Origin of the sequence: Geovibrio ferrireducens, assembly GCF_026226615.1 — a bacterium.
In the GTDB taxonomy this organism is placed as follows: Bacteria; Chrysiogenota; Deferribacteres; order Deferribacterales; family Geovibrionaceae; genus Geovibrio; species Geovibrio ferrireducens.
The window spans coordinates 67533-89897 of sequence record NZ_JAJAPB010000002.1; the positions used below are offsets into that span (position 1 = coordinate 67533).

The 22365-nt window shown below is 48.3% G+C and carries 23 protein-coding genes; 7 read left to right on the forward strand and 16 right to left on the reverse strand.

Annotated elements, in window-relative coordinates; genetic code table 11:
• Positions 1–11: 11 nt before the first annotated feature.
• The 5 genes from OSQ85_RS02290 to OSQ85_RS02310 all read left to right on the forward strand — a co-directional run bounded on the left by OSQ85_RS02290 (position 12) and on the right by OSQ85_RS02310 (position 4140).
• A complete protein-coding gene (locus tag OSQ85_RS02290; RefSeq protein WP_265821049.1) occupies positions 12–1067 on the forward strand; it encodes a hypothetical protein in 1056 nt (351 codons plus the stop codon).
• 8 nt (positions 1068–1075) lie between these two features.
• Positions 1076–2065 (forward strand): DHH family phosphoesterase, encoded by a 990-nt coding sequence (locus tag OSQ85_RS02295; protein ID WP_265821050.1) that lies wholly within the window; start codon positions 1076–1078, stop codon positions 2063–2065.
• Between the two features lie 131 nt (positions 2066–2196).
• Positions 2197–2358: a rubredoxin gene (rd, locus tag OSQ85_RS02300; protein ID WP_265821051.1), complete on the forward strand. Its 162-nt coding sequence runs from the start codon at positions 2197–2199 to the stop codon at positions 2356–2358.
• A 132-nt stretch (positions 2359–2490) separates the two neighbouring features.
• A complete protein-coding gene (locus tag OSQ85_RS02305) occupies positions 2491–3699 on the forward strand; it encodes an FprA family A-type flavoprotein (RefSeq protein ID WP_265821053.1) in 1209 nt (402 codons plus the stop codon).
• 105 nt (positions 3700–3804) lie between these two features.
• On the forward strand, positions 3805–4140 hold the full coding sequence (locus tag OSQ85_RS02310; RefSeq protein WP_265821054.1) for a Rieske (2Fe-2S) protein: 336 nt from the start codon (positions 3805–3807) through the stop codon (positions 4138–4140).
• On the opposite strand, the gene OSQ85_RS02315 is transcribed toward OSQ85_RS02310, so the two are convergent.
• The 12 genes from OSQ85_RS02315 to OSQ85_RS02370 all read right to left on the reverse strand — a co-directional run bounded on the left by OSQ85_RS02315 (position 4137) and on the right by OSQ85_RS02370 (position 15332).
• Positions 4137–4679 carry a hypothetical protein gene (locus OSQ85_RS02315; RefSeq protein ID WP_265821056.1) on the reverse strand — a complete coding sequence of 181 codons (543 nt, stop codon included), beginning with the start codon at positions 4677–4679 and terminating at the stop codon, positions 4137–4139. The genes OSQ85_RS02310 and OSQ85_RS02315 overlap by 4 nt on opposite strands.
• Positions 4642–5223, reverse strand: a complete 582-nt coding sequence (locus tag OSQ85_RS02320) for an HD domain-containing protein (RefSeq protein ID WP_265821057.1) — start codon at positions 5221–5223, stop codon at positions 4642–4644. The genes OSQ85_RS02315 and OSQ85_RS02320 overlap by 38 nt, the downstream gene beginning before the upstream one ends.
• 1 nt (position 5224) lies before the next feature.
• Entirely contained in the window at positions 5225–6529 is a 1305-nt protein-coding gene (locus tag OSQ85_RS02325; RefSeq protein WP_265821058.1) for a phenylacetate--CoA ligase family protein, read from the reverse strand.
• Position 6530: 1 nt separating this feature from the next.
• Positions 6531–7256 (reverse strand): ABC transporter ATP-binding protein, encoded by a 726-nt coding sequence (locus tag OSQ85_RS02330; RefSeq protein ID WP_265821395.1) that lies wholly within the window; start codon positions 7254–7256, stop codon positions 6531–6533.
• Complete coding sequence (locus tag OSQ85_RS02335; RefSeq protein WP_265821059.1) at positions 7249–8001, reverse strand: ABC transporter ATP-binding protein; 753 nt, start codon at positions 7999–8001, stop codon at positions 7249–7251. Before OSQ85_RS02335 ends, OSQ85_RS02330 begins: the two co-directional genes overlap by 8 nt.
• On the reverse strand, positions 7994–8929 hold the full coding sequence (locus tag OSQ85_RS02340; RefSeq protein WP_265821060.1) for a branched-chain amino acid ABC transporter permease: 936 nt from the start codon (positions 8927–8929) through the stop codon (positions 7994–7996). The genes OSQ85_RS02335 and OSQ85_RS02340 overlap by 8 nt, the downstream gene beginning before the upstream one ends.
• On the reverse strand, positions 8926–9789 hold the full coding sequence (locus OSQ85_RS02345; protein ID WP_265821061.1) for a branched-chain amino acid ABC transporter permease: 864 nt from the start codon (positions 9787–9789) through the stop codon (positions 8926–8928). Before OSQ85_RS02345 ends, OSQ85_RS02340 begins: the two co-directional genes overlap by 4 nt.
• Positions 9789–10910 (reverse strand): ABC transporter substrate-binding protein, encoded by a 1122-nt coding sequence (locus OSQ85_RS02350; RefSeq protein ID WP_265821062.1) that lies wholly within the window; start codon positions 10908–10910, stop codon positions 9789–9791. Before OSQ85_RS02350 ends, OSQ85_RS02345 begins: the two co-directional genes overlap by 1 nt.
• A gap of 199 nt (positions 10911–11109) precedes the next feature.
• On the reverse strand, positions 11110–11541 hold the full coding sequence (locus OSQ85_RS02355; protein ID WP_265821063.1) for an ACT domain-containing protein: 432 nt from the start codon (positions 11539–11541) through the stop codon (positions 11110–11112).
• Positions 11542–11550: 9 nt separating this feature from the next.
• Positions 11551–12852, reverse strand: coding sequence for a phenylacetate--CoA ligase family protein (locus OSQ85_RS02360; protein ID WP_265821064.1), 1302 nt, complete (start codon positions 12850–12852; stop codon positions 11551–11553).
• Between the two features lie 244 nt (positions 12853–13096).
• Complete coding sequence (locus OSQ85_RS02365) at positions 13097–14695, reverse strand: ArnT family glycosyltransferase (RefSeq protein WP_265821065.1); 1599 nt, start codon at positions 14693–14695, stop codon at positions 13097–13099.
• A complete protein-coding gene (locus tag OSQ85_RS02370) occupies positions 14688–15332 on the reverse strand; it encodes a lipid-A-disaccharide synthase N-terminal domain-containing protein (protein ID WP_265821066.1) in 645 nt (214 codons plus the stop codon). Before OSQ85_RS02370 ends, OSQ85_RS02365 begins: the two co-directional genes overlap by 8 nt.
• A 163-nt stretch (positions 15333–15495) precedes the next feature.
• Here OSQ85_RS02370 and OSQ85_RS02375 point away from each other — a divergent pair, with 163 nt between their 5' ends.
• Together OSQ85_RS02375 and OSQ85_RS02380 are read left to right on the forward strand one after the other, a co-directional pair.
• Entirely contained in the window at positions 15496–18522 is a 3027-nt protein-coding gene (locus OSQ85_RS02375; RefSeq protein ID WP_265821067.1) for a PAS domain S-box protein, read from the forward strand.
• Between the two features lie 131 nt (positions 18523–18653).
• Entirely contained in the window at positions 18654–19913 is a 1260-nt protein-coding gene (locus tag OSQ85_RS02380; RefSeq protein WP_265821068.1) for an ammonium transporter, read from the forward strand.
• A gap of 179 nt (positions 19914–20092) precedes the next feature.
• Here OSQ85_RS02380 and OSQ85_RS02385 read toward each other — a convergent pair whose 3' ends face one another.
• The 4 genes from OSQ85_RS02385 to nadD are packed head-to-tail and all read right to left on the reverse strand — an operon-like array spanning position 20093 to position 22365.
• A complete protein-coding gene (locus OSQ85_RS02385; RefSeq protein ID WP_265821069.1) occupies positions 20093–20878 on the reverse strand; it encodes a menaquinone biosynthetic enzyme MqnA/MqnD family protein in 786 nt (261 codons plus the stop codon).
• Positions 20869–21411 (reverse strand): tRNA (cytidine(34)-2'-O)-methyltransferase, encoded by a 543-nt coding sequence (locus tag OSQ85_RS02390; protein WP_265821070.1) that lies wholly within the window; start codon positions 21409–21411, stop codon positions 20869–20871. The genes OSQ85_RS02385 and OSQ85_RS02390 overlap by 10 nt, the downstream gene beginning before the upstream one ends.
• A complete protein-coding gene (rsfS, locus tag OSQ85_RS02395) occupies positions 21363–21728 on the reverse strand; it encodes a ribosome silencing factor (RefSeq protein WP_265821071.1) in 366 nt (121 codons plus the stop codon). The genes OSQ85_RS02390 and rsfS overlap by 49 nt, the downstream gene beginning before the upstream one ends.
• On the reverse strand, positions 21721–22365 hold the full coding sequence (nadD, locus tag OSQ85_RS02400) for a nicotinate-nucleotide adenylyltransferase (protein WP_265821072.1): 645 nt from the start codon (positions 22363–22365) through the stop codon (positions 21721–21723). Before nadD ends, rsfS begins: the two co-directional genes overlap by 8 nt.

Genomic DNA, 22365 nt, shown 5'->3' on the forward strand with positions numbered 1-22365 from the left:
ACGGGTTAATAATGAATCTTATGAAAAAAACAATTTTCTGCTTATTAATTATTGCGGCAGTATTTGCATCCGCACAAAACGCTCACGCTGTATTTGTAGAGGGCAGCGCCGGCGCTGTGATCCATGAAGGAAATGTAAAAGCTGCCGAACAGGCTGCCAGAGAAGGCGCACTAAAAAATGCGATGAGAAACTTTTTTTCATCCGCGGACAATACATCAGTTCCCGAAATCACAGCCGAGTTTCTGAAATTCATTACCAGATACAAAATCACAAGCCGCTATGTTAAGGACAATACAGTTTTTTACTCTGTTTCCGCAGATGTTGATGAAATTGCCATGGGCAACCTGAACTACTACATCAGGGAAGCAACCAACTCCGTTGTGTTTGACATAACCGGTAAACTTAAGGAAGACCTTAAACCGACCCTTCTGAAAACAGCATCAGAAGCGCTCCAGCAGTACAGGTTTACAGCGGGGAACAACCAGAATTTCCTTGCGGAAATGCCTGATAACCCCAAACAGACCGATATGCTGGCTGCTTTCTCCTCCGGTCCGGCGCAGTTTCTTTTCATCTTCACGCTCAATGCATCCACCAAACCCGAAGGCGAAATATTCAACTGCGAAGCTGAGCTCTATGTAAAGCCGTACTCAAGGGACAAAGAATTTACCGCCGTTAAAGTTACCGGAAAAGCAGTTCAGGAAACTGATGACCTCTGCATTACAGAAGCGTTCAGGTCATCTGTTCTCACCGCTGCGGATTATATAAGAACAAACTTCATCCCTCTCCCGGAGACAGTGAACACTGTTACGAAATACAGCGTCAGAGCAGTGCATTTCAGCAAGTTTGCAGACGTAAAAGCCTTCATGGACTTCCTTAAACGCAGGGAGATAGTTAAGGATTACAATATAAAAACCTTCTCCCTTGAAGAAGCTATATTTGACGCTGACACAGTGTTCAGCAGAGATTCGCTCCTGCGCAATCTGGATGAACTCAAAGGGAGATACGGCTACACCGCGCGGATCGAAGGGGATGAACTCCTTCTGGATTTCTCCGCCGGGACCGAGTAGAAACGCATATGATAGAAAAAATACTGCTGGACGTTAAGCCTTTCCGCAAGGTGCTGATTCTCACCCACAACAACCCCGACCCCGATACCATAGCGGCGGCTGCGGGGATGAAGATGATCCTCAGCAACAAGCTGAAAAAACGCTGTACCATAGCCTATCACGGTATTATCGGCAGGGCGGAGAACAGAGAGCTCATCAAAACATGTAAGATTGATATGCATCTCTCCACCAAGCTCAACTTCGCCAGATATGACTACCTCATAGTTGCGGACACTCAGCCGAACGCAGGGAACGTATATATACCGAAAAATATAATGCCCAATGTCGTTATAGACCACCACACTTTCCGCGCGCAGACAAAATCCACGGAGATTTACGATGTCCGTCCGGGCACGGGCAGCACAAGCACCATAATAGCAGAGTATATGAAGGCTCTGCATCTGGAACCTGATGCGAACATAGCAACCGCCCTTTATTACGGCATGAAAACAGACACCTTCGGCTCCGGCAGGAGCATAACCCAGCATGATATGGATATGATGGCCTACATATTCCCCCACATATCCACACAGAAGCTCCAGAAGATAGAAAACCCCGAACTTCCCCGCTATTACTTCAAGACCATGAAAAAGGCAATCGAACAGGCCGAAATAATAGACAATCTCGTATTCTGCGATCTGGGTGATGTTCGCAACCCCGATCTTATTGCTGAAACAAGCGACTTTGTTCTCAGAATGCGTGATGTGAAATGGACTTTCGTAATAGGCCGCATAGACAGCCAGTGCTACTTCTCCCTGCGCTGCAAGTCATCCAAACAGCTTGTGGGCAGGATCGCAAGCCGCATAGTGAAAGGCATAGGCACTGGCGGAGGGCACATGAAGTCCGCAGGCGGGCAGATAAACCTTGAGAACATGCCCTATGAACAGGCAGTTCCGGAACTCAAAGCGCGCCTTCTCCGCAGAACAGGCATAACCGACACCGAAGTCAAAAAGATTTAACCTTTTATCTGAAACCGCTGAAAACGAAACAAGGAAAACCTAAATAAATTACAGGTCGTATATCGGACTTGACTTGTACTAATTGACTATTATAGTTTAGGTATCATTTCTAATCCACAAGGAGGACTGCTATGAAATATGTATGTACAGTGTGCGGATGGATTTATGACCCTGAAGTGGGCGATCCCGACGGCGGCATCGAACCCGGAACAGAATTTGAAGACATCCCCGAAGACTGGGTCTGCCCCGAATGCGGAGTAGGCAAAGACAGCTTCGAGGTTTACGAAGACTAATAAACGAAATCACCGGCCGTCCGGCTTGTCCGGGCGGCTTTTCGTTTGCACCTCCTCTCAAAATCATTGCTTTTTCAATACCCATGAACTATTCTTTAAAAGATAAAATTTATCTCTTATACGGGAGGCCATATGAACTCATTCAAAGTTGCAGACAACGTCCACTGGGTCGGTGTCAGAGACCCTGAGCTTGAAATTTTTGACGTAGTAATCCCCACAGAACACGGAACCACATACAACAGCTACCTTGTGCAGGGTACAAAAAAGAAAGCGCTCATTGAAGCCAACAAGCTTCTTTTCAAAGATACATACATCCAGACTGTAGAGGAGATCTGCCCCGTCAGTGAGATCGACTATATAATCCTCAACCATAATGAGCCGGATCACTCAGGCTGTCTGCCTGTTCTTCTGGAAATGAACCCGAATATTGAAGTTATCTACTCCAAAACGGCTAAAACCTTTGTGGATAATATAGTAAACGGAGAATACAACGGCCGCGCAGTGGGTGATGATGATGTGATTGACCTCGGCGGCAAGACCCTCCGCTTCTTCCACACCCCCTTCCTCCACTGGCCGGATACCATGTTCACCTACCTTGTGGAGGACAAGATCCTCTTCCCGTGCGACTTCCTCGGCGCGCACTACTGCAGCGGCGAGAAGATATTTAATGATGAACTTGAGAGAAAAGATGATGCCATGGAGGCTTTCAAGTTTTACTACTCCATGATCATGCGCCCGTACAAGGAGCATATACTCAAGGCTCTTCACAAGATCAAAGACATAGAAATAACAATGGTCTGCCCCTCTCACGGGCCTATTCTCCGTGAGAATCCCGAAAGATATATCGAGTGGTATAAAAAGCAGGCGGACAGATATTATAAAAATATGCAGGACAGAAGGGTCGCTATAGTTTACGCCACCGCCTACGGAAACACAAAGATGCTGGCGGACAGCATTAAAGCAGGTGTGGAAGAGACAGGGGTGAAAGCTGTCCTTCTGGACGCTGCTGCCCTCCCCGTCGGCGAACTGATAGACGAGATAGAGATTTCCTACGGCCTTCTCATAGGTACGCCCACGCTTAATGCAAAGGCTCCCAAGCCCATACTTAACCTTTTTGCATACTTTGTGGTGCTTAACATGGTAAACAGACTTGCTGGCGCTTTCGGCTCATTCGGCTGGAGCGGCGAAGGTGTGAAGGTCAGTGAGGATATTATGAAAAGCATGAGGATGAAGCTTCCGATGGAGTCCTTCAAAGTCAAAATGACTCCTTCGGCGGAAGACCTCGAAAAAGCCTATGCATGGGGACGTGACTTCGGCATGGCTGTGCTTGAGGCCAACTAGAGACATTTAATTCAGTCTGAGATTCTTCACCCTTCGGGCTCAGAATGACGCTTGATATAACGTCATCATAAACGCAGTGAAGGATCTCGGACAGAGGTTTTTATTATGGATTTCATCAAAGCGGCAAAGACAGAGGACTTCTCAGGCACAAGCTGGAAAACTGTTAAGATTCTCGCCAAAAACATAGGCATATTCAAAAGGGAGGACGGCTCCTTTTATGCCATGGAGATAAGCTGCAAGCACCAGCAGGCAAACCTTCTGGCAAACGGACTCCCGAAGAGCGGCAGCATAATCAAATGCACACGCCACGGCTGGGAGTATGATCTTGCGACAGGCAGGTGTCTTACACATCCGGACGGACATGCAGATCTCCGCTTCTACGGCACAAAGGTTGAAGAGGGTGTAATTTTCATATCCGCCGCGCCTCTGCCCAAAGATTAGGCAAAAAAAGCCGGAACAAGCTGGGTAAGGAAAAAAGCCATGAGCACGGCGAGCGCCGCGCGGTAGTAAGTTATACCGTTAAGGTAACTGAACGCAAAAATGCCTATGCTGAGATACCAGCCCACATAAAGCCCCATAAAGACCTTAAGCATTACACCTGAAAGAAGAAAACTCACCGGACTTATGACAGCCGTCATCTCCATCGCCAGAACAATTCTCAGAAGAGGCAGAAAAGATTCCGCCTTGCGCCTGCACAGCATGAACATGAACAGAAAAAAGAACCCTGACATGAGGATTCCTTCCAGCATATTCTCAAAATTAAAGAACTCCGCCTCACCGGTAAACGGCGAACGGTAAGGGATAAGGTATGCTGCCAGCATGATGGTGATCAGGTTGAAAATATGGAGCCTGTTGAGGATAAGGTTGTAGAGCGCCCGTCTGTTAAACAGGATGAAATTGGCGGCAGTGTACGCCGTGTTCAGAAGAGAAGGATATTCTGCGCTACCAGTCTTTTGATCCGTTTTCCCATCCGTTCCCATCACCGTACCACCATTCGTAATATCTCGTTTCCAGAATGCTTTCCGCAAGCTGTATGCCCTTCTCTGTCTTAAGGCGCTTCACTGCTGATTTCAGCCAGTTTCCCGCCTGTTCGTTCCCTTTGTCGAGCTGCTCCTTGAGGAACATAATCAGTTCAAGAACATCGGCTTCCTTGGCGATTTTTGCTTCCAGAGTCTTCTGCTGTGCGTATTCATCTATGAGCTCCGTTACCTCCGCCTCAAGGGGAAGCCCCTTCAGAGCATCCCGCAGGGCTTTCTGATCGTCAGATTTGACATATCTCTGCTGGAGGTAGTTAAGGTCTCCGGTTCTGGCTTCCTCAAGGTCGTGAAACAGGCACATTTTCAGCACCTTGTTCACATCAGCGCCAAGCATGGCTGCCATTGTGTAGCCTATCACGGTGACGCGGAAGCTGTGCTCCGCCACGCTCTGCTTTCCGGAGCCGAGATATGGGATTCCAGTTCTCTGCAGGTTCTGGAGAAACCCCGCCTCAAAAAAGAAATTAATTATCCTCTGGTCGTCCTTCATGTTATTCCGGCTTGCGGTTGTCTATAACCCTTTTAGCTTTGCCTTCAAAACGCTCAAGGGTTTTGGGCATTACAAGCTTAACTCTGGGTTTTATGAGTATCGCCTGCTGGAAGACACGCACAAGCTCCTCCATCAGTGATTTCTGTTTTTTCATCTCATCAAAGAACAGCGCCTCGCTGACCTCAATCTGTATCTCAAGTTCATCCAGAACGCCCTTCTTGCTCACTATCATCATAAAGTGAGGCGAAGCGCCGCTCACCGATTCGAGAGCCTCGGCAACCTGTGACGGATAAACGTTCACACCGTTTATAATCAGCATGTCATCGGTTCTGCCTCTGGGCTTCTCCATCTTAATGAGTGTTCTGCCGCAGGCGCATTTCTCTCTGTAGAGTCTGGTTACGTCTCTTGTTCTGTAGCGTATAAGGGGCATTGCCTCCCTTTTCAGGGTGGTGATGACAAGCTCGCCCTTCTCGCCGAGGGGCAGAGGTTTGAGTGTTTCCGGATCTATTATCTCAACATAAAAATGGTCTTCGTTAACATGCAGGCCGCTTTTTTCCAGACATTCCCCAGCGATTCCGGGGCCCATAAGCTCGGAGAGACCGTAGTTGTCCACAGCGTCAATACCGAGTTTTTCCTCTATCTCCTGCCTTATCTTCTCACCCCACGGCTCACTGCCGAAGAGTCCTGTCTTAAGGTGCAGGTCGTTTTTATTCAGTCCCATCTTGCTGAGGGTTTCGGCTATGTGCAGGGCATATGAAGGGGTACTGACAAGCACTGTACTTCTGTAGTCCTGCATTATGCCTATCTGCCTTGCCGTGTTTCCGCTGGAAACGGGAATAACGGACGCGCCTATATGCTCCGCCCCGTAGTGAAGCCCGAAACCGCCTGTGAAAAGCCCGTAGGTGAAGGCAACATGAACTATGTCCTGCTCATCCGCTCCGCCAGCTATTATTATGCGCGCCACAAGGTCTTTCCAGTTTTCCAGATCCGCCCTTGTGTAACCCACTACTGTGGGCTTGCCTGTGGTTCCGCTGGATGAATGTATGCGCACTATGTCCCGCAGGGGCACTGCGAACATTCCGTAGGGATAATTATCTCTCAGATCCTGCTTCGTGGTGAAGGGGAGGTTCGCTATATCAGTAAGTTCTTTGACGGAATCAGGCTTGATACCTGTCTCATCAAACTTTTTCTTATAGAAATCCACATTTTTATAGGCACGGTTAAGGGTAGACTGAAGACGCTCAAGCTGAAACGCCTCTCTCTCCTCAACACTCATCGTTTCTTCACGTTCCTGCCAGTATTTCATTCTATCTCTCCCACTTCTCCTTGTATTCCTTTCCGAGGTAAGCCCGCTTAACCTCGTTGTCGCCGAGAAGCTCTTTAGCGCTCCCCTGAAGAACTATGCGCCCGTTCTCAAGCACATAGCCTCTGTCGGCGTATTTCAGAGCCATGGCAGCATTCTGCTCCACGAGAAGAATCGTAAGACCTGTCTTGGAGAGAGCAGCCAGTTTTTCATATACATCTTTTATCACAAGGGGCGCAAGCCCCATGGACGGTTCATCCATCAAAAGCAGCTTCGGTCTGCACATAAGCGCGCGCCCTATGGCAAGCATCTGCTGCTCACCGCCGGAAAGCATGCCCGCCTGCTGGCTTTTACGCTCCCTAAGCACAGGAAACATCGAATAAATCTCTTCGATTTTATCGGAGTTTTCCTTTGAGCTTTTGGAAAAGCCGCCCATAAGGATATTCTCAAGCACGGACATATTGGCAAAAACCCTGCGCCCTTCGGGAACAAGTGCTATGCCCTTTGCCGCCGCCTGATGCACCTTCATTGCCGCTATGCTCTCACCCATAAACACAGCTTCGCCCTGCTTAGCTGGAACTATACCCATCACAGAGTTCAGCAGGGTTGTTTTCCCTGCTCCGTTGCTGCCGATGAGGGAAACAAACTCTCCCTCGCTCACGTGCACGGAAACGTTGGAAAGCGCCTCTACAGCGCCGTATGAAACACAGAGGGACTTAACCTTAAGCATCTTCATCCCCCAGATAAGCCTTGAGAACAGCCTCATTGTTCCTTATTTCGTCATATGTGCCGCAGGCTATCTTCTCGCCGAAATTGAGGCAGACCACATATTCGGCAAGGCTGGAGATAAACTGCATGTCATGCTCAACCATGAGAATAGTTATGCCGTCGGCAGAAACCTTGCGCACTATGCCTGCCAGACGTTCCTTCTCAGCCATGTTCAGCCCCGCCGCAGGTTCGTCCAGCAGGAGAAGCTTAGGCTTTGAGATAACCGCTCTGGCCATCTCAAAGTTTTTCAGCACGCCGTAAGGCACGGAAGACGGCCTGTGGTGCTGAAAGTCCTGCACGCCCGCAAACTCAAGGAACGTGTCTATCTCTTCCGATGTTTTTTTCCAGTATGACTTATTCAGCCGGAATGCGCTTTTCAGCACGGAGGGTTTGTCACGGCCTATGATGCCGAGATACATGTTCTCACGCAGTGAAAGCTCAGGGATTATGTTCAGGTTCTGGAACGTGCGAGATATTCCGGAATTAAACACCCTGTGCGGCCTTGCCTTTGTGATGTCTTTATCCATAAACCGCACAGAGCCCGCGACAGGGGTCACAAACCCGGTCACAACATTAAACATGGTGGTTTTTCCTGCCCCGTTGGGGCCTATGAGTGCGGAAATGCTCCCGTTCTTCACAGTAAAACTCACATCAGTAAGCGCTTTTACCCCGCCGAAGCGGACGGATATATCCTTTACCTCAAGCATCTTTCTTCCTCAGTTTAGAGAGGGTTCCGGCTATGCCGCCGGGAACAAACATAACACAAACGGCCAGAAGCCCGCCGTAGATAAGCATTTCATAATCCTCGGCAGAGGCGAAAAGCTCCGGCACAAGCCCAAGAATCACTGCGCCTATCACACCGCCTGTTATGTAGCCGAGCCCGCCCACGGTGGCCATCGCCACAAGCTCTATGGAGTACTTGAGGCTGAAAGAGACAGGGCTGATGAAATGTGCGAAGAAGGCATACAGTGAGCCGTTAAGGGCTGTGAAGCCCGCCACAAAAGCAAAAACAAGCAGCTTGGTCTGCACAGTGTCCAGTCCGTAGCTGTTTGAGGCGGATTCGGATGATTTTATAAACTTAAGCTTGTAATGCAGAAATGACTTATCAAAAAGCTCCAGAAGAAACAGCACAATCACAAAATAAACGGACATCAGCACAAAGTAAGCCTGATCCAGCCCGAAATACAACCCGAAGAACTCTATGTCCCCTATCCCCATGAGGCCGGAGGGGCCGCCGGTTATGAAGTCCATCTCGTTCATGAGTATGTAGACGATCATTCCGAAACCGAGTGTAGCCATAGCCAGATAATGCCCGTGGAGTCTCAGTACCGGCCAGCCTATAACATAGGCTATGATAAAGCATCCGGCGAAGGAGACAGGGAATGTCATAAGCGCATTCCAGCCGTAAGTGGCTGAAAGAACGCCCGAAATATATGCTCCCAGACCGAAGAACGCAGCCTGCCCTATGGAGATTATTCCCGTGTAGCCGAGAAGTATATTAAGACCCGTAGCGTTCAGCGCATGGATCATTATAACCACCGCAACGCCGAGATAATATTCGTTGTCAACCGTGAGACCCACTGCGGCAAGCACAAAAGCCGCAATAAGCGAAGGAAAAGGATTTATCTTTCTCATACGCGCTTAGCCATCCTTTTTCCGAACAGACCCGCAGGCTTCACAAACAAAATCAGAAGTATGACCACAAAAGCTATGGCATCCTTATAACCTGAGGGCATTATTGTTGCGGCAAAGCTTTCCAGAAGCCCCAGAAGAACACCGCCCGCCACAGCGCCCCAGAAGCTGCCCAGACCGCCGAGAATGGCGGCGGCAAAGCCTTTGAGACCTATCATAACCCCGTCGTCATAGGTTACAAAGGTAATGGGGGAGATAAGCACCCCGGCGGCAGCGCCCACAGCAGCGGCCACGCCGAAGCTCATTACACGCACCATCACTGCATTTATCCCGCAGATTCCAGCCGCTGTCATATCATCGAAACAGGCGCGCATCGCGCGTCCGTATTTGCTTTTTTTAAGGAAAAGGTGCAGCACAAGGGCAATAAATGCGCCCACTGCGATAACCATTATGCTCTGGTTTGATATAACCCCGCCGGGAAGCTCAATGCTTTTCACAGGCATGAACTCGCCCACCGTCACCGTATCTCTGCCCCAGATGTGCATTGCAAAATCCCTCAGCAGGATGGACGCGGCTATGGTAACAGTAATAAGGTTTATATCGTTTTTCACCCGCACAAGATTTATAAACACTCTCTCAAAAAGAAGTCCGAGAATAAGTGCGGTAACCACAGCCAGAGGGAACGCCAACAGAACAGGCATGCCCATGACAGCGAAGAGAGTGTAGATCAGCATTCCGCCCAGCATGACAAATTCACCCTGAGCGAAGTTGATAAGCCCCGTCGTGTTGTAGATGATGTTGAAGCCGAGGGCTACCAGCGCATAAATACTGCCGCTGGTGAGCCCCGAATACAGGAATTGCATTATTTCGCTATCTCAAATTTTCCGTCTTTTATTTCGACCATAATAAACGCATCAGAGGAAAGACCGTTGTGATCCTGCTCTGTCATGTTGAACTCTCCGGCTGTGCCTTTGAACCCTTTTATTCCGGCAAGTGCCGAAACAAACTTTTCAGTATCTGCACCTGATTTTTCATAGGCAAGCTTAAACAGATAGAAAGCATCATATGCATGACCGCCGAAAGCGGAAACAGGCATGTTGAATTTGCCTTCGTAGTCTTTTTTATACTTCATAAGAACAGGCTTGAACGGGTCACTGTCTGCCAGTCTGTCGGCAACAATAAGCCTTCCGGCGGGCAGCCTGATTCCGTCAGCGGAAGCGCCCGCAAGCTCAATGAACTTCATTGAGGCAACGCCGTGGCTCATGAAAAGGTTCTGTATACCCAGATCTTTGGCATTTTTCGCAACAATTGCGGGAGCAGGTCCCACTCCCCAGCAGATAACGGCATCAGGCCCGGCAGCTTTTATTTTGCTGAGCTGGCTTGTCATATCCTTATCCTTGTCGCCGAACTTTTCATCGGAGACAATCTGAATCCCCTGAGCCTTGGCTCCTTCGATCAGCGCATCCCTTCCGGTCACGCCGAACCCGTTCTGAGCTGTGAGGATTGCGGCTTTTTTCATGCCTTTTGATTTCATGTATTTAAAAATTGTCTCAGCGGCGTGGATGTCGCTCTGAGGTGTTTTGAAAACATACTTGTTAACAGGAGTGACAATGGCTGCACTCGCTGCACAGCTTATGAGCGGGGTTTTAAACTTGTCCGCAAGATCTTTAACCGCAAGGCTTGAACCTGTGGTGGTGGGTCCGATCACGGCAAAGACTTTGTCCTTTGTCACCAGTCTTTTGAAATAGTTAATCGCTCTCTGCTCATCCCCTTGTGTATCGTAGGACACAAGAACCACCTTGTCTCCGTTGATGCCGCCTGCGGCGTTGATTTCAGCCACAAGCATTTCAGCAGTGAGCTTTTCAGGATGCCCCAGATATGACGCAGGGCCTGTTTCAGCAAACAGAGCACCAAGCCTGACCTCTCCGGCGAATGCGGTAACACTCACCAGAAGAAAGATTAAAACCGTCAGAATACGAACCATTTTCCACCCCCGATTTATTTTTATGAGTTTCCGTTTGGGAAACAACAACTTGCAGGTAAGTCTCACCTAATAACTGGCGTTCAGAAAGTCCTCATTCCGAACGCAGTGAAGAATCTGAAGCCTCAGCCAAAGCTTATACCTTAAATAGAGATCCTTCACCCTTCGGGCTCAGGATGACAAGCAACGCAGTTTGTGTTGCCTATATCTCGTAAATCTGTTCGCCCTTCATTAGTTTGTAGCCGTTTGCGGTGAGGGTGTCCACGGCCTTTGCCGTGTCATCAAAGCGGAAAATCATCACAGCGCTGTCTGTGCTTCTCTCCACGAGGGCGTACATGTATTCAACATTGATGGATGCCTTGCTCAGTGCGCCGAGGACACCTGCAAGCCCGCCGGGATTGTCAGGAACCTCAACAGCCAGAACCTCTGTCCTGCCCACAGTGAACTCATTCTCCCGAAGAAGACGGTAAGCCTTGTCAGGCTCATTGACAATGAGGCGGAGAATGCCGAAATCGGAAGTGTCAGCAAGGGATAATGCCCTGATGTTTATATTGTTATCTCCGAGGAGCCCTGTAACCTCGTGAAGTCTGCCTGATTCGTTTTCGATAAACACTGAAATCTGGGTGATTTTCATTCCTGCACCTCATATTTTCCTTTTATCGATAACACGCTGAGCTTTGCCCTCGCTTCTGGCTATCGATTTGGGTTCGACAAGGCGCACCTTGCAGGTGACGCCGATCATATCTTTTATATCTTTCTCTATCTCTCTGGTGAGTCTCTGGAGTTCCTTGATTTCATCACTAAAGAAGGAACCTTCCACCTCAACCTTTACTTCAAGAGTATCAAGATTATCAATCCTGTCAACCTCAAGGAGGTAATGCGGAAGCACGCCTTTTTTCTCCACAAGGACAGCCTCGATCTGCGATGGGAAGACATTCACGCCGCGGATTATAAGCATGTCATCACTTCTGCCCATGACTTTGCTCATGCGCACAAATGTTCTTCCGCATTTGCAGGGCTGGCGGTTGATGACTGCTATATCCCTTGTCCTGTAGCGGATAAGGGGTATGGCCTCTTTTGTGATAGTAGTGAACACAAGCTCGCCCGGTTCGCCGAAGGGAAGAACCTCGCCTGTTTCGGGGTTTATGGTTTCTATTATGAAATGATCTTCGTTTATGTGCATACCGTTTTTCGCCTCGACACATTCAAAGGCGACACCGGGGCCGATGATTTCACTGAGTCCGTATATATCAACGGCATCTATGCCCCATTTGGCTTCGATCTCATTCCTCATCTCGTTTGTCCATGGTTCTGCGCCGAAAACACCGACCTTGATAGGCATGCTTTTCACATCATACCCCTCTTCCTCCGCAATCTCGAAGAGGCTCAGTGCGTAGCTGGGCGTGCATGAAATGGCAGTGGAGCCGAAATCCTTCATTATCATAAGCTGGCGCTTTGAGTTTCCGCCGGAAATCGGGATCACTGACGCGCCTATTTTCTCCGCGCCGTAATGAGCGCCGAGACCGCCTGTGAACAGGCCGTAGCCGTAGGCATTCTGGAGTATGTCCCCCTTGCCTATCCCTGCGCCGCTGAGGGTTCTGGCCATCAGTTCAGACCATGTGTCAATGTCCCTGCGGGTGTAGCCCACAACTGTAGGCTTGCCTGTGGTTCCGCTGGATGCGTGGATTCGCACTACCTGCTCCTGAGGAACGGCAAACATTCCGAAAGGGTAGTTGTCACGCAGATCCTGCTTATATGTAAAAGGAAACCTGTTAAGATCACTGAGGGTTTTGAGGTCTTCCGGCTTTATTCCGCATTCGTCAAATTTGGCTTTATAAAAAGGGACTCTGGCGTAAACAGTCTCCAGCAGCGATTTGAGCCTGCGGAACTGTAATGCCTCAAGTGCCTCTCTGGGCAGTGTTTCGTACTCTTCGTTCCAGATCATCTGCACAACTCCGGTAAAAATGAAAACTAAAATCTGTGCCTGATTTTGTATCAGGTTTACATGGTTTAGTCAAACCAAATTTAACAAAGTTTAGCCTTTCGTAACAGGCACAAAGGCGTGTGTATATGCATAAAAACGAAAAACAGAGAGGGTTTACAGATTTCCAATGTCCGTAATGAAGACAGGCGGACAAACCCTGGTGTTCAGTTGTCCGCCTCTGATGATTTACTTATAATAAAACTGTTTATTTTCCGCAAAAATAGAGATTAATCTTCCGGGCTTTGTATTCCTCGGTGCAGGCATAGCCGTAGTTTTTTTCCGCTTCCCCTATGTCTTCCGGGTGAGCAATGATAAAAACCTTCCTGCGGTTACGGAAAAACTCCTCAGCGTCATTTTCGTTATCAATATAGTACTTTCTGTACTCACTGTCCTTTTCAAACTGGATTTCCCGCTCTCTGGAAAGTACCATGGGCACAATTTCCTGACGGTAAAAGCTCACCGAGGGGATAAAAGTCTTGTAGCATACAGCCTCAATCCTTTCACCGTACTTGTCTGTCATCGAGGCTTCCGAGAGGAGCCTGAACCCTTTGGCATTCTCCTCAACTACCGGAACTATGGCATAAACCGGAATACTTATTACCAGAACTGTCCATGCAGAAGCTATGACAAAACCTCTCCCGAATCTGTACCCGCCGAGAATCGTTATATAAACAGCCGCAGCCACAAGGGTGGAAAGCATAAGCGGCAGCCTGTAAGGCTGAAGATAGTCTAGAACATAGCCGGAAACGGCAGGGGTAAGAATAAGCGCCGACATATACAGATGACCGAAAAAAAGCGGAAGGTGCGATCTGAACCTCATCACCGCGGAAGCCGCAAGAATACCCAGAAGCGGGGTAAACGGAGCAAGATACGAAGCAAGCTTGCTTTCTGAAACCTGAAAAACTATGAAAGGCAGAAAAAAGAAGAGCCAGAGCGAATATCTGCCCGTAAACCTTTCGCTCAGCATGCCGTAAAAAGAATATATGAACATAGGACAGAGTCCGAAAAGCACAGCAAAGTAAAAATACCACGGCTCCGCACGGTTAAAAACCTCTGTGGTCATACGCTCAACAAGCTGATAGCCTACGAAATAGGACACTATTCCCTCATAATGAGCGGCTATGTACAGATACCACGGCAAACCGGCAATGAGAAACACAGCCAGAGAAGAGAAAAAGAAAACCGGATTAAAAAGATTGCGGTAGTTTTTATTGTAAAGCGCAGCAGCGCAAGCCGGAATAACAGTAAAAAGAAGGACAACGGGCCCCTTAAGCATAAAACCCGCACCAAGCAGCAGCCCGAACAGAATGCCCTCGAATATGCCGTTTGACCCTTTAGCAGCGGAAAAAATGACATATAAAGCGATTATCACCACCGTTGTCAGGTAAATATCAATGGCCACAATCCTCGAAACAGACAAAAACAGCAGGCTGGAGCCGGCTGCCAGTACAGCACAGTCGGAGGTGTTGTCATCCCTTGTGAGGAGGTAAGCGGTCTTTCTGGTAAAAACAAGTGCGACAGCCGAAAAAATAATCCCGAAAAATCTTGCGCCGAGGGCGTTTACACCGAAAATTTTCATACCCGCAGCTATAAGCCAGTACACAAGAGGAGGCTTGTGAAAATGGGTTATGCCGTTAAATTCCGGAATCATAAAATTACCGCTCACCAGCATTTCCCTTGCTATTTCAGCGTAACGGCCCTCTGTGGATTCAAACAGGGTCATGTGGTATGAGGTTATAAAAGCAAGGATTACAAAGACGGCTACAAAAAAAAGATACCTGCGTTCTCTACGTTCGTTAAGCAATGGCGGATGACCTCTCTTTATGAATAAAGTAAAGATTTCTCAAATAAATCAGAATACCGGCTATCTGACCGACGGTAAAAACTATATCATGCACAAGAACCGAATAAGCTAAAAGCAGGACACTCCCCGACAGGCTGAAATACCAGAATGCCACAGGGATAACGCTCTTTCTGAGTTTTTCGGTGTAAAGCCACTGAACAAAAAACCTCATGAAGAAAAAACACTGCCCACTTAAGCCCAGCGCATACAGCATAAAAACATGGGCTGCCTCACGTTCTGGCCTGAAAGCCGGAGCATACCAAGCCAGTATGCATGCTGCTGACAAGTATATTATAACAAAAAAAGCTGCGGAACAGGCAAAAACAGATTTTTTTACACCTTTTTCAACAGCTATAAAATACAGGTTCCTGAGATAGATTATAAAACCAGCAGACTGTCCGGCAATAAAAACCGGATCCTTCACCACAACGGCATACGCCAGAAGGATAAAGCTCCCCGCCAGACTCAGATACCAGAACGAGACAGGGACAACGCTCTTTTTCTCTTTTTCGGAGTTAAGCCACTGAACAATGAATCTGGAAAAGAATACAGCCTGTCCGGCAATACCTGCAAAAATAACAGCGCTTTCAAAGCTCATGGGAGGGAATACCGCTCTGTGAAATCATCATGCAACTCCTAACATAAATAGCCGAATCATTCAATATTTTATTAATTCATCTAAAAGGCTTTACAAACCTGTCGGCAATTATGCATACTTAACATGAAGATTCTATGAATGGGCGTCAAATTCCGGACAGGGCATGCTTAATTTAAAAAGGAACATTTTCACGAACATACTGATTTCCGCCGCAGTTCCTGCACTCATCTTCATTGCTTTTGCAGTGGGGGAAAACATGAGAGCAAAGGAAAAGCTCGCAGCCGGGGAATATTCCGGCGCCCTGAAAATATCCGCATCATACCTTGAAAACTATCTAAGCAGCCGCATAAACGATGTAACCCTGCTGGCTGAAACCCCTACCCTGAAAAGCATGGACTGGGAGTCCATACGCCCTTTTCTTATCAGTGAAACAGAGCGCCGCAGAGGGCGGTATGACAGCTTTATATTATCCCCTGCCGGAAACAGAGACGGAGCATTTTACTCCACCAAATACGGCAACCCTTTTCAGGGCGGTTTTGTGAGCATTGACGACTCATCCCCGGAATCAGAGCTTCTCAGCCTCAGAGATAAACAGTTCTGGAAAAGCACTGTGGGTGAAAACTCTTCCGGCAGAAGTGTTTATACTTCTGTCCCCGAAACATTCTATTTTTCGGATGAGCAATACCTGATCACCGCCGCTGCAATACCGGATAAAAACGGCAGCACAGCAGGGATGCTCGCCGGAAGCATAAATATGACCTCATTTACTGATGAGATAGAAGACAGCATACTGCACCCTGTTCTGTCCAAAGGAGCAGTCAGTGTAACAATAACCGATCTGGCGGGTAAAACAGTCTACAGCAACAGCAAAACTGAACCGGAAAATGAAATACTCCCCCTAATAGGCAGAATGTTCAAGGAGAAATCCGGCGTTATAAGCTCCGGCGGGAGCGGTGAAAAGCGCCTCCACTTTTTCGAACGGGTTGACAGTGCTGGGCTGGTCATAACAGCTTCTGTCCCTGCCGCATCCGTATTTTCCATGCAGAGAACACTGCTCACCTCTGTTCTGCCTTCTGCCGCTGCAATAATTCTCAGCAGTCTTCTCATTGCCTTTGTCATGTATAAACGCCTTGAGAGGAAGCTTTCAGCCCTTGCAAAAACAATCAATCCGGAAACACTCACACTTGATGACAAATTCAGCGAAATGGAAAATGAGCCTGAGTTTGCGGAGCTTGCCGGAACCATCAGAAAAATCGCCGAAACCGGGAAGGACTGCCTTTACTCATCCGGAATAATAGCCTCCGGCATTAACGGCATGGAATACTGGCTGGCCTCTGACGGCGGCATCATATTCATATCCTCCGGGTGCTATGAACTCACGGGCTATACAGAGGAGGAACTGCGCAAGACACCCTCTCTGGTGGACAAAATGATATATGAGACAGACACAGAAAAGTGGCTGACTCAGAAATACGGCGCGGTTTCCGTTCAGGAGCCCTTACGCATGAGGCTCAGAAGGAAAAACGGTAAAGTAATCTGGGTGGAAAGCACCGTAAAACAGGTAAAAAACAGACAAGGTCAGGCGGAAGGAGTCCGCGGCTCCCTGATAAATATAGACCGTTTTGTCATAGCGGAGAATATGTTTAATGAGAACGAACAGCTTTTCAGAAAGGTTTTTATAAAAAACACCGCCGTCATGATGCTTATAGACCCGGTAAGCGGGATAATACATGATATAAATAACGCTGCCGAAAAGTTTTATCAGACAGATAAGGACAGGCTGATCAACAAAAGCATAATGGACTTCATACACGGCAAGGATAAAGGATTCAGCTTTTCCCTCGAACGCTTCATGCATCGGGGCTCCGTAACTCAGGAACTGCCGGACGGAAGCCTGAGGGAAACGGAAATACACTCCACACTTCTTAAATTCAAGGATCATGTTCAGCTTTTCCTAATCATATACGACATAACCAACAAGGTGGAGCTCCAGAAAAAAATATCCGAAAGCGAACAGCTTTTCCGTACCCTTTCCGAAAAGGTTCCCGTCGGTATTGTGGTATTCAGCGACAAAATACACTACGCCAACCCCATGGCATGCGAAATTTCCGGTTTTTCGCACAGGGAGCTCGAATCTGTGAGTCTGTGGGAGCTTGTTTCTCCGGAGCAGCAGAATATAGTTAAAAACTCATGCTTCAGCGTAACAGGCTCAAAAGGTTTCACCAAGAAGCTTCAGGACATCAGGCTCAGCCGGAGGGACGGGGTTCATAAGAATATTTTCATGACAATAAGCGGCATTAACTATGAAGGCAAACAGGCCGCCCTTGCGACCTTCACTGATATATCGGAAATAAAGGAAGTTCAGCACCAGCTTGAGCGTAAAATAGCCGCCGAGGTTGAAAAACACCGTCAGCAGGAGATGGTGTTCATGTCTCAGTCACGTCTTGCCGCAATGGGGGAAATGCTCGGATCCATTGCTCACCAGTGGCGGCAGCCGCTCAACACCATAGGCCTTTATGTGCAGGATATGGAAGATGCATTTGAGCACGGGCAGATCAACCCGGAATATATCAGGGAAACCGTGCAGAAAACCATGCTCCAGATAAGCATGCTGTCAAAGACCATTGATGATTTCAGCGGCTTCTACAAACCGATGGACGGCAGGACTGTTTTCAGCGCTGTCACAGCAGCAGCCGATGCGGCAAGGCTGATCACCGGAAGGCTTATAAGCGACAAAATAGCCCTGAGCCTCATTACAAAAGGCACAGAACAGAAAACATACACCGACATAACCGCAGGAGTGCTCCTTGAGGATAATTCGTTTCTTGTGCAGGGCTATCTCTCCGATTTCAAGCAGGTTATCCTTACTGTTCTGAAAAACGCAGTTGACTCAATCAATGAGAAAAAGGCCGCCAAAGACCCCGGCTTCGCCGCTGAAATCATAATCGAAGCGGACAGAACCGACTCTGAGGTGATCATAAGAATAAGAGACAACGGCACAGGCATAGCACCTGAAAACATTGCAAAGGCTTTTGACCCCTATTTCACCACAAAAGAACAGGGCAAGGGAACCGGGCTCGGCCTTTACATGTCCAAAACAGTAATCGAAAGCAATATGAACGGACAGATCACACTTGAAAACACCGAAGACGGTGCAGTCCTCACAATCATCCTTCCCAAAGCCGCCTGAAAAACCTTCTTACGTTCTTTTTTTAACCATAACTGCTGAATTTTTGACCACCTGAGCCTCCGGAGCCCGCGAAAAACGCTGGCGGAACTTGGCACGTCTCTTGCATGGTGTTAGGGCGAACAGGAGGAGTTATGAAAATTTTAGCAGGTGTATTAACACTTCTTTTATCTGTAACGGCATTTGCGGGCGAAGGCGAAATCAATTCGGGCGATACTGCGTGGGTTCTCACGTCTGCGGCACTTGTTTTGTTTATGCTGCCCGGTCTTGCAATGTTTTACGGCGGTATGGTGCGTACAAAAAACGCCCTTAACACCATGATGTTTTCCTTTATAGCAATGGCGGTTATCGGCATTCAGTGGGTTCTCATAGGCTTTTCCATAGCCTTCGGCGACAGCGGTTCTTCCGTTTGGGGAAGCTTCCAGTATGCACTCATGGGCGGATCATTTGCGAGCGAGCTCAGCGGAACAATTCCGCTTTCAGTATTCGCCATGTTTCAGGGTATGTTCGCCATCATCACCTGCGCTCTGATAAGCGGAGCAGTTGTGGAAAGGATGAAGTTTTCCGCATTCATAGTCTTCATAGCTGTTTGGGCGACAATAGTTTATGCTCCCATTGCCCACTGGGTCTGGGGTGCGGGCGGCTGGCTCCTTGAAAGAGGCGCGCTTGACTTCGCGGGCGGAACCGTTGTTCACTTCTCATCCGGTACTGCGGCACTCGCACTGGCAATAGTTCTCGGCAACAGAAAGGACTTCATGAAGAGCGCAACAATTCCCCACAACGTCGGCTACACACTGATCGGCGCGGGAATACTCTGGTTCGGCTGGTTCGGTTTCAACGCAGGAAGTGCACTCAGCGCAGGTGAAGGCGCAGGCGTTGCTTTCGTGAACACTCTTGCTGCTCCCGGTGCGGCCGGTCTCGGCTGGCTCCTTATGGAAGCCCTTAAATCAAAACCCAGCGGTATAGGTCTCGCATCAGGCATAGTTGCTGGTCTCGTTGCCATAACTCCCGCAGCGGGCTTTGTTGAACCCTGGGCAGCCATAATAATCGGCTTCGTGGCAGGCATACTCTGCTTCTACGGATGCAGACTTAAATTCATCTTCAAACTTGACGAGTCTCTGGATGTTTTCGGCATACACGGCATAGGCGGCTTCTGGGGCGCAATAGCCACAGGTATCTTCGCCACTGTCGGTGCGGAAGGCCTCATAAAAGGGAATGCTTACCAGGTATGGCTCCAGTTTGAAGGCGTAATGGCAGCGGGCATATACTCTTTTGTACTCAGCCTTGTGATAGCACTGATAATAAAATATACAATGGGAATCAGAGCATCTGCCGAAGCTGAGACCGAAGGTCTTGACATCAGTCTCCACGGCGAACATGTAATAAAACTTTAAAAATCACCCGGATTTTTATATAGAAAGAGCCCCTTTGTCATCTGACAAAGGGGCTTTCGTATTTAATAACACCAAACTGTACATCCTGTCAGTTTGATGTACACGCTCGCGCCGAACCAGGTTCGGCTTCGCTCCGCACGGCGCAGCCCAGTCCTTGGGGCTGTTAGGGGTTAATGCTTTCAGACAAAGAAATTGATCGGCGGTACTTCCTTAATCGCCCCGTATTTACGGGCGTAGCTGTAGAAGCGCAGAAGCCCCTGAACATGCCTGTCAGACAGGCTGTAGTCCATCGTCTCCCAGTAATCAATAATCTGGTAAGAGGTAAGCCCTTTCATTGAATAATGATCCAGAAGAGCGGCGAGGTTTGACTTGCTGTCCTTCTTAATCTCCTCAAGCTGAGAGGCGAACAGCTCGAAATCCGCCCTTTTTGCGGCCACAGATTCCTTTCTGGCTATCCAGAGGGCAAAAACGAACGGCAGACCCGTGAAAGCGTTCCAGAGGGTGCAAAGGTCATAGATATACTTATTCTGCCCGTTATACAGCTCAAAAAGCGCCTTATCCCCGATGAGCACCTTTCCGTCCGCCCCTTCCTGCTGGTCGGTAAATTCCGGCTGAAAGCCGTACATCTCGCTAACCAGAATCCTGAACAGGACAACGCTTGTGCCTGATTCCCCGGTGAGGAAGACCTTGCGCCCCTTCAGTTCTTCAATAGGCACATCAGAGTAAAGCATTACACTCTTAACCCTGTCGGTGCTGCTGATTGAAATTCCGGGAATGAGGATGTAATCCTCAAATGACTTGGCGTATTCGATGCTGCTGCACGGTGAAAGGTCTATCACCCCTTCCCTGAGAGCCGTGTTGAGATAGGAGGGAACCCCTTTTACGAACTTGTATTCCTTGTGTTTGTTAAGCTGATGAAAAATGGGGTAGACATTTGCATAGTCTATCTGCCCGATTACAAGCATATTTTCCTCTCCAGCCCTGCGAAGTCCAGCCTCCTGAGTACATCGAAAGTGACTATGGAGACAGTATTTGCTATGTTCAGGCTGCGCACATTGCCCGTGGTGGGTATGCGGTAGCTTCTCTCAGCGTACTTCGTCAGGATTTCTTCCGGCAGCCCCACTGTCTCCTTTCCGAAGACGAGCACAAGGCTTCCGTCATTTTTTGCGGGTATTTCCGTGTAGATCTTTTCTGCCTTTTTAGAGAGAAATGCAAGGGTGTATTCGGGAGTATTGTATTTGTTAAAAAATTCACTAAGAGTATCAATGCGCTGCAGACGCACTTTTTCCCAGTAGTCCAGCCCGGCTCTTTTCATGTATTTGTCATCCATGGAAAAACCGAGCTTTCCCACAAGGAGCAGTTCGCAGTCCGCTCCCACGCATATCCTGCCTATGTTGCCTGTATTCTGTGGTATTTCAGGTTCGATGAGGGCGATTTTGATCATCGGGCTTATTTCTGCGGAGCCTCGATAAACTGCGAAGCGTCTATTTTTGAGCATCCGCCCCAGATAGCTTCAAGATTGTAATAATTTCTCTCATCCTCGCACATGATATTCAGAAGGATGTAGCCAAAATCTATGCAGATCCATTTTGAAACTCTGTAGCCGTCAAGCGCCTGAGGCTCAACTTTTTTGCCTTTCAGCTCATGGAGAATGAAATCCGCCAGAGAGTTTGCGTGTGTGTTTGAGTTTGCGGTGGCAATCACAAGAAAATCCGCCAGAGAGCTTTTCTCTGCGATTTTGTAAATCTCGATGTGCTCCGCCTTTTTGTCGTCAAGGTATTTTAATATGTCTCTTAAGAGTGTGTCCTCAGCCATTGGCTCTCCTGTATAAATTGTTTGTGCGTATAAACTCGTAAACGTCTTCCGGCAGGTTCGCCTTCCGGTATTCAGCGTCCAGCATGTCCCTTATCTCCGTGCTGGATATATCTATCTCCGGCATTTCGTAAAGGATTATCCTGCCGTATTTTTCCCCTTTGAAACCTGCCGGAGCAACCACCCTTTCATGCAGGGAAACGGGAATGCGGCTCATCAGTTCATCAAAGCTCACCGATGACCTGTTCACCACTATGAAATTGGAGAGACCGAAGAGATCCCGCCAGTACTGCCATGACTCTATGGTAGCAAATATATCAGTACCTGCAATGAAGAATATCTCCGCATCAGGATAATCTGTTCTGAATTTTTTCAGGGTTTTATATGTATAAGACACTTCCGGCGAATTTACTTCAAAATCGGAAACCTCGAAACCTGCTCCCAGTTTCTCCGCCACAAGCTGAACCATCTCATACCTGAGCTCAGGGGAGATTACACCCTTGTCCTTTTTATGGGGTGATATGCTGGATGGGATTAACAGAAGCCTGTCCAGCCTGAAATCCCTGAAAACATTGCCCGCAAGAGTAACGTGTCCCAGATGTATAGGGTTGAATGTACCGCCGAAAAGCCCCAGACGCAT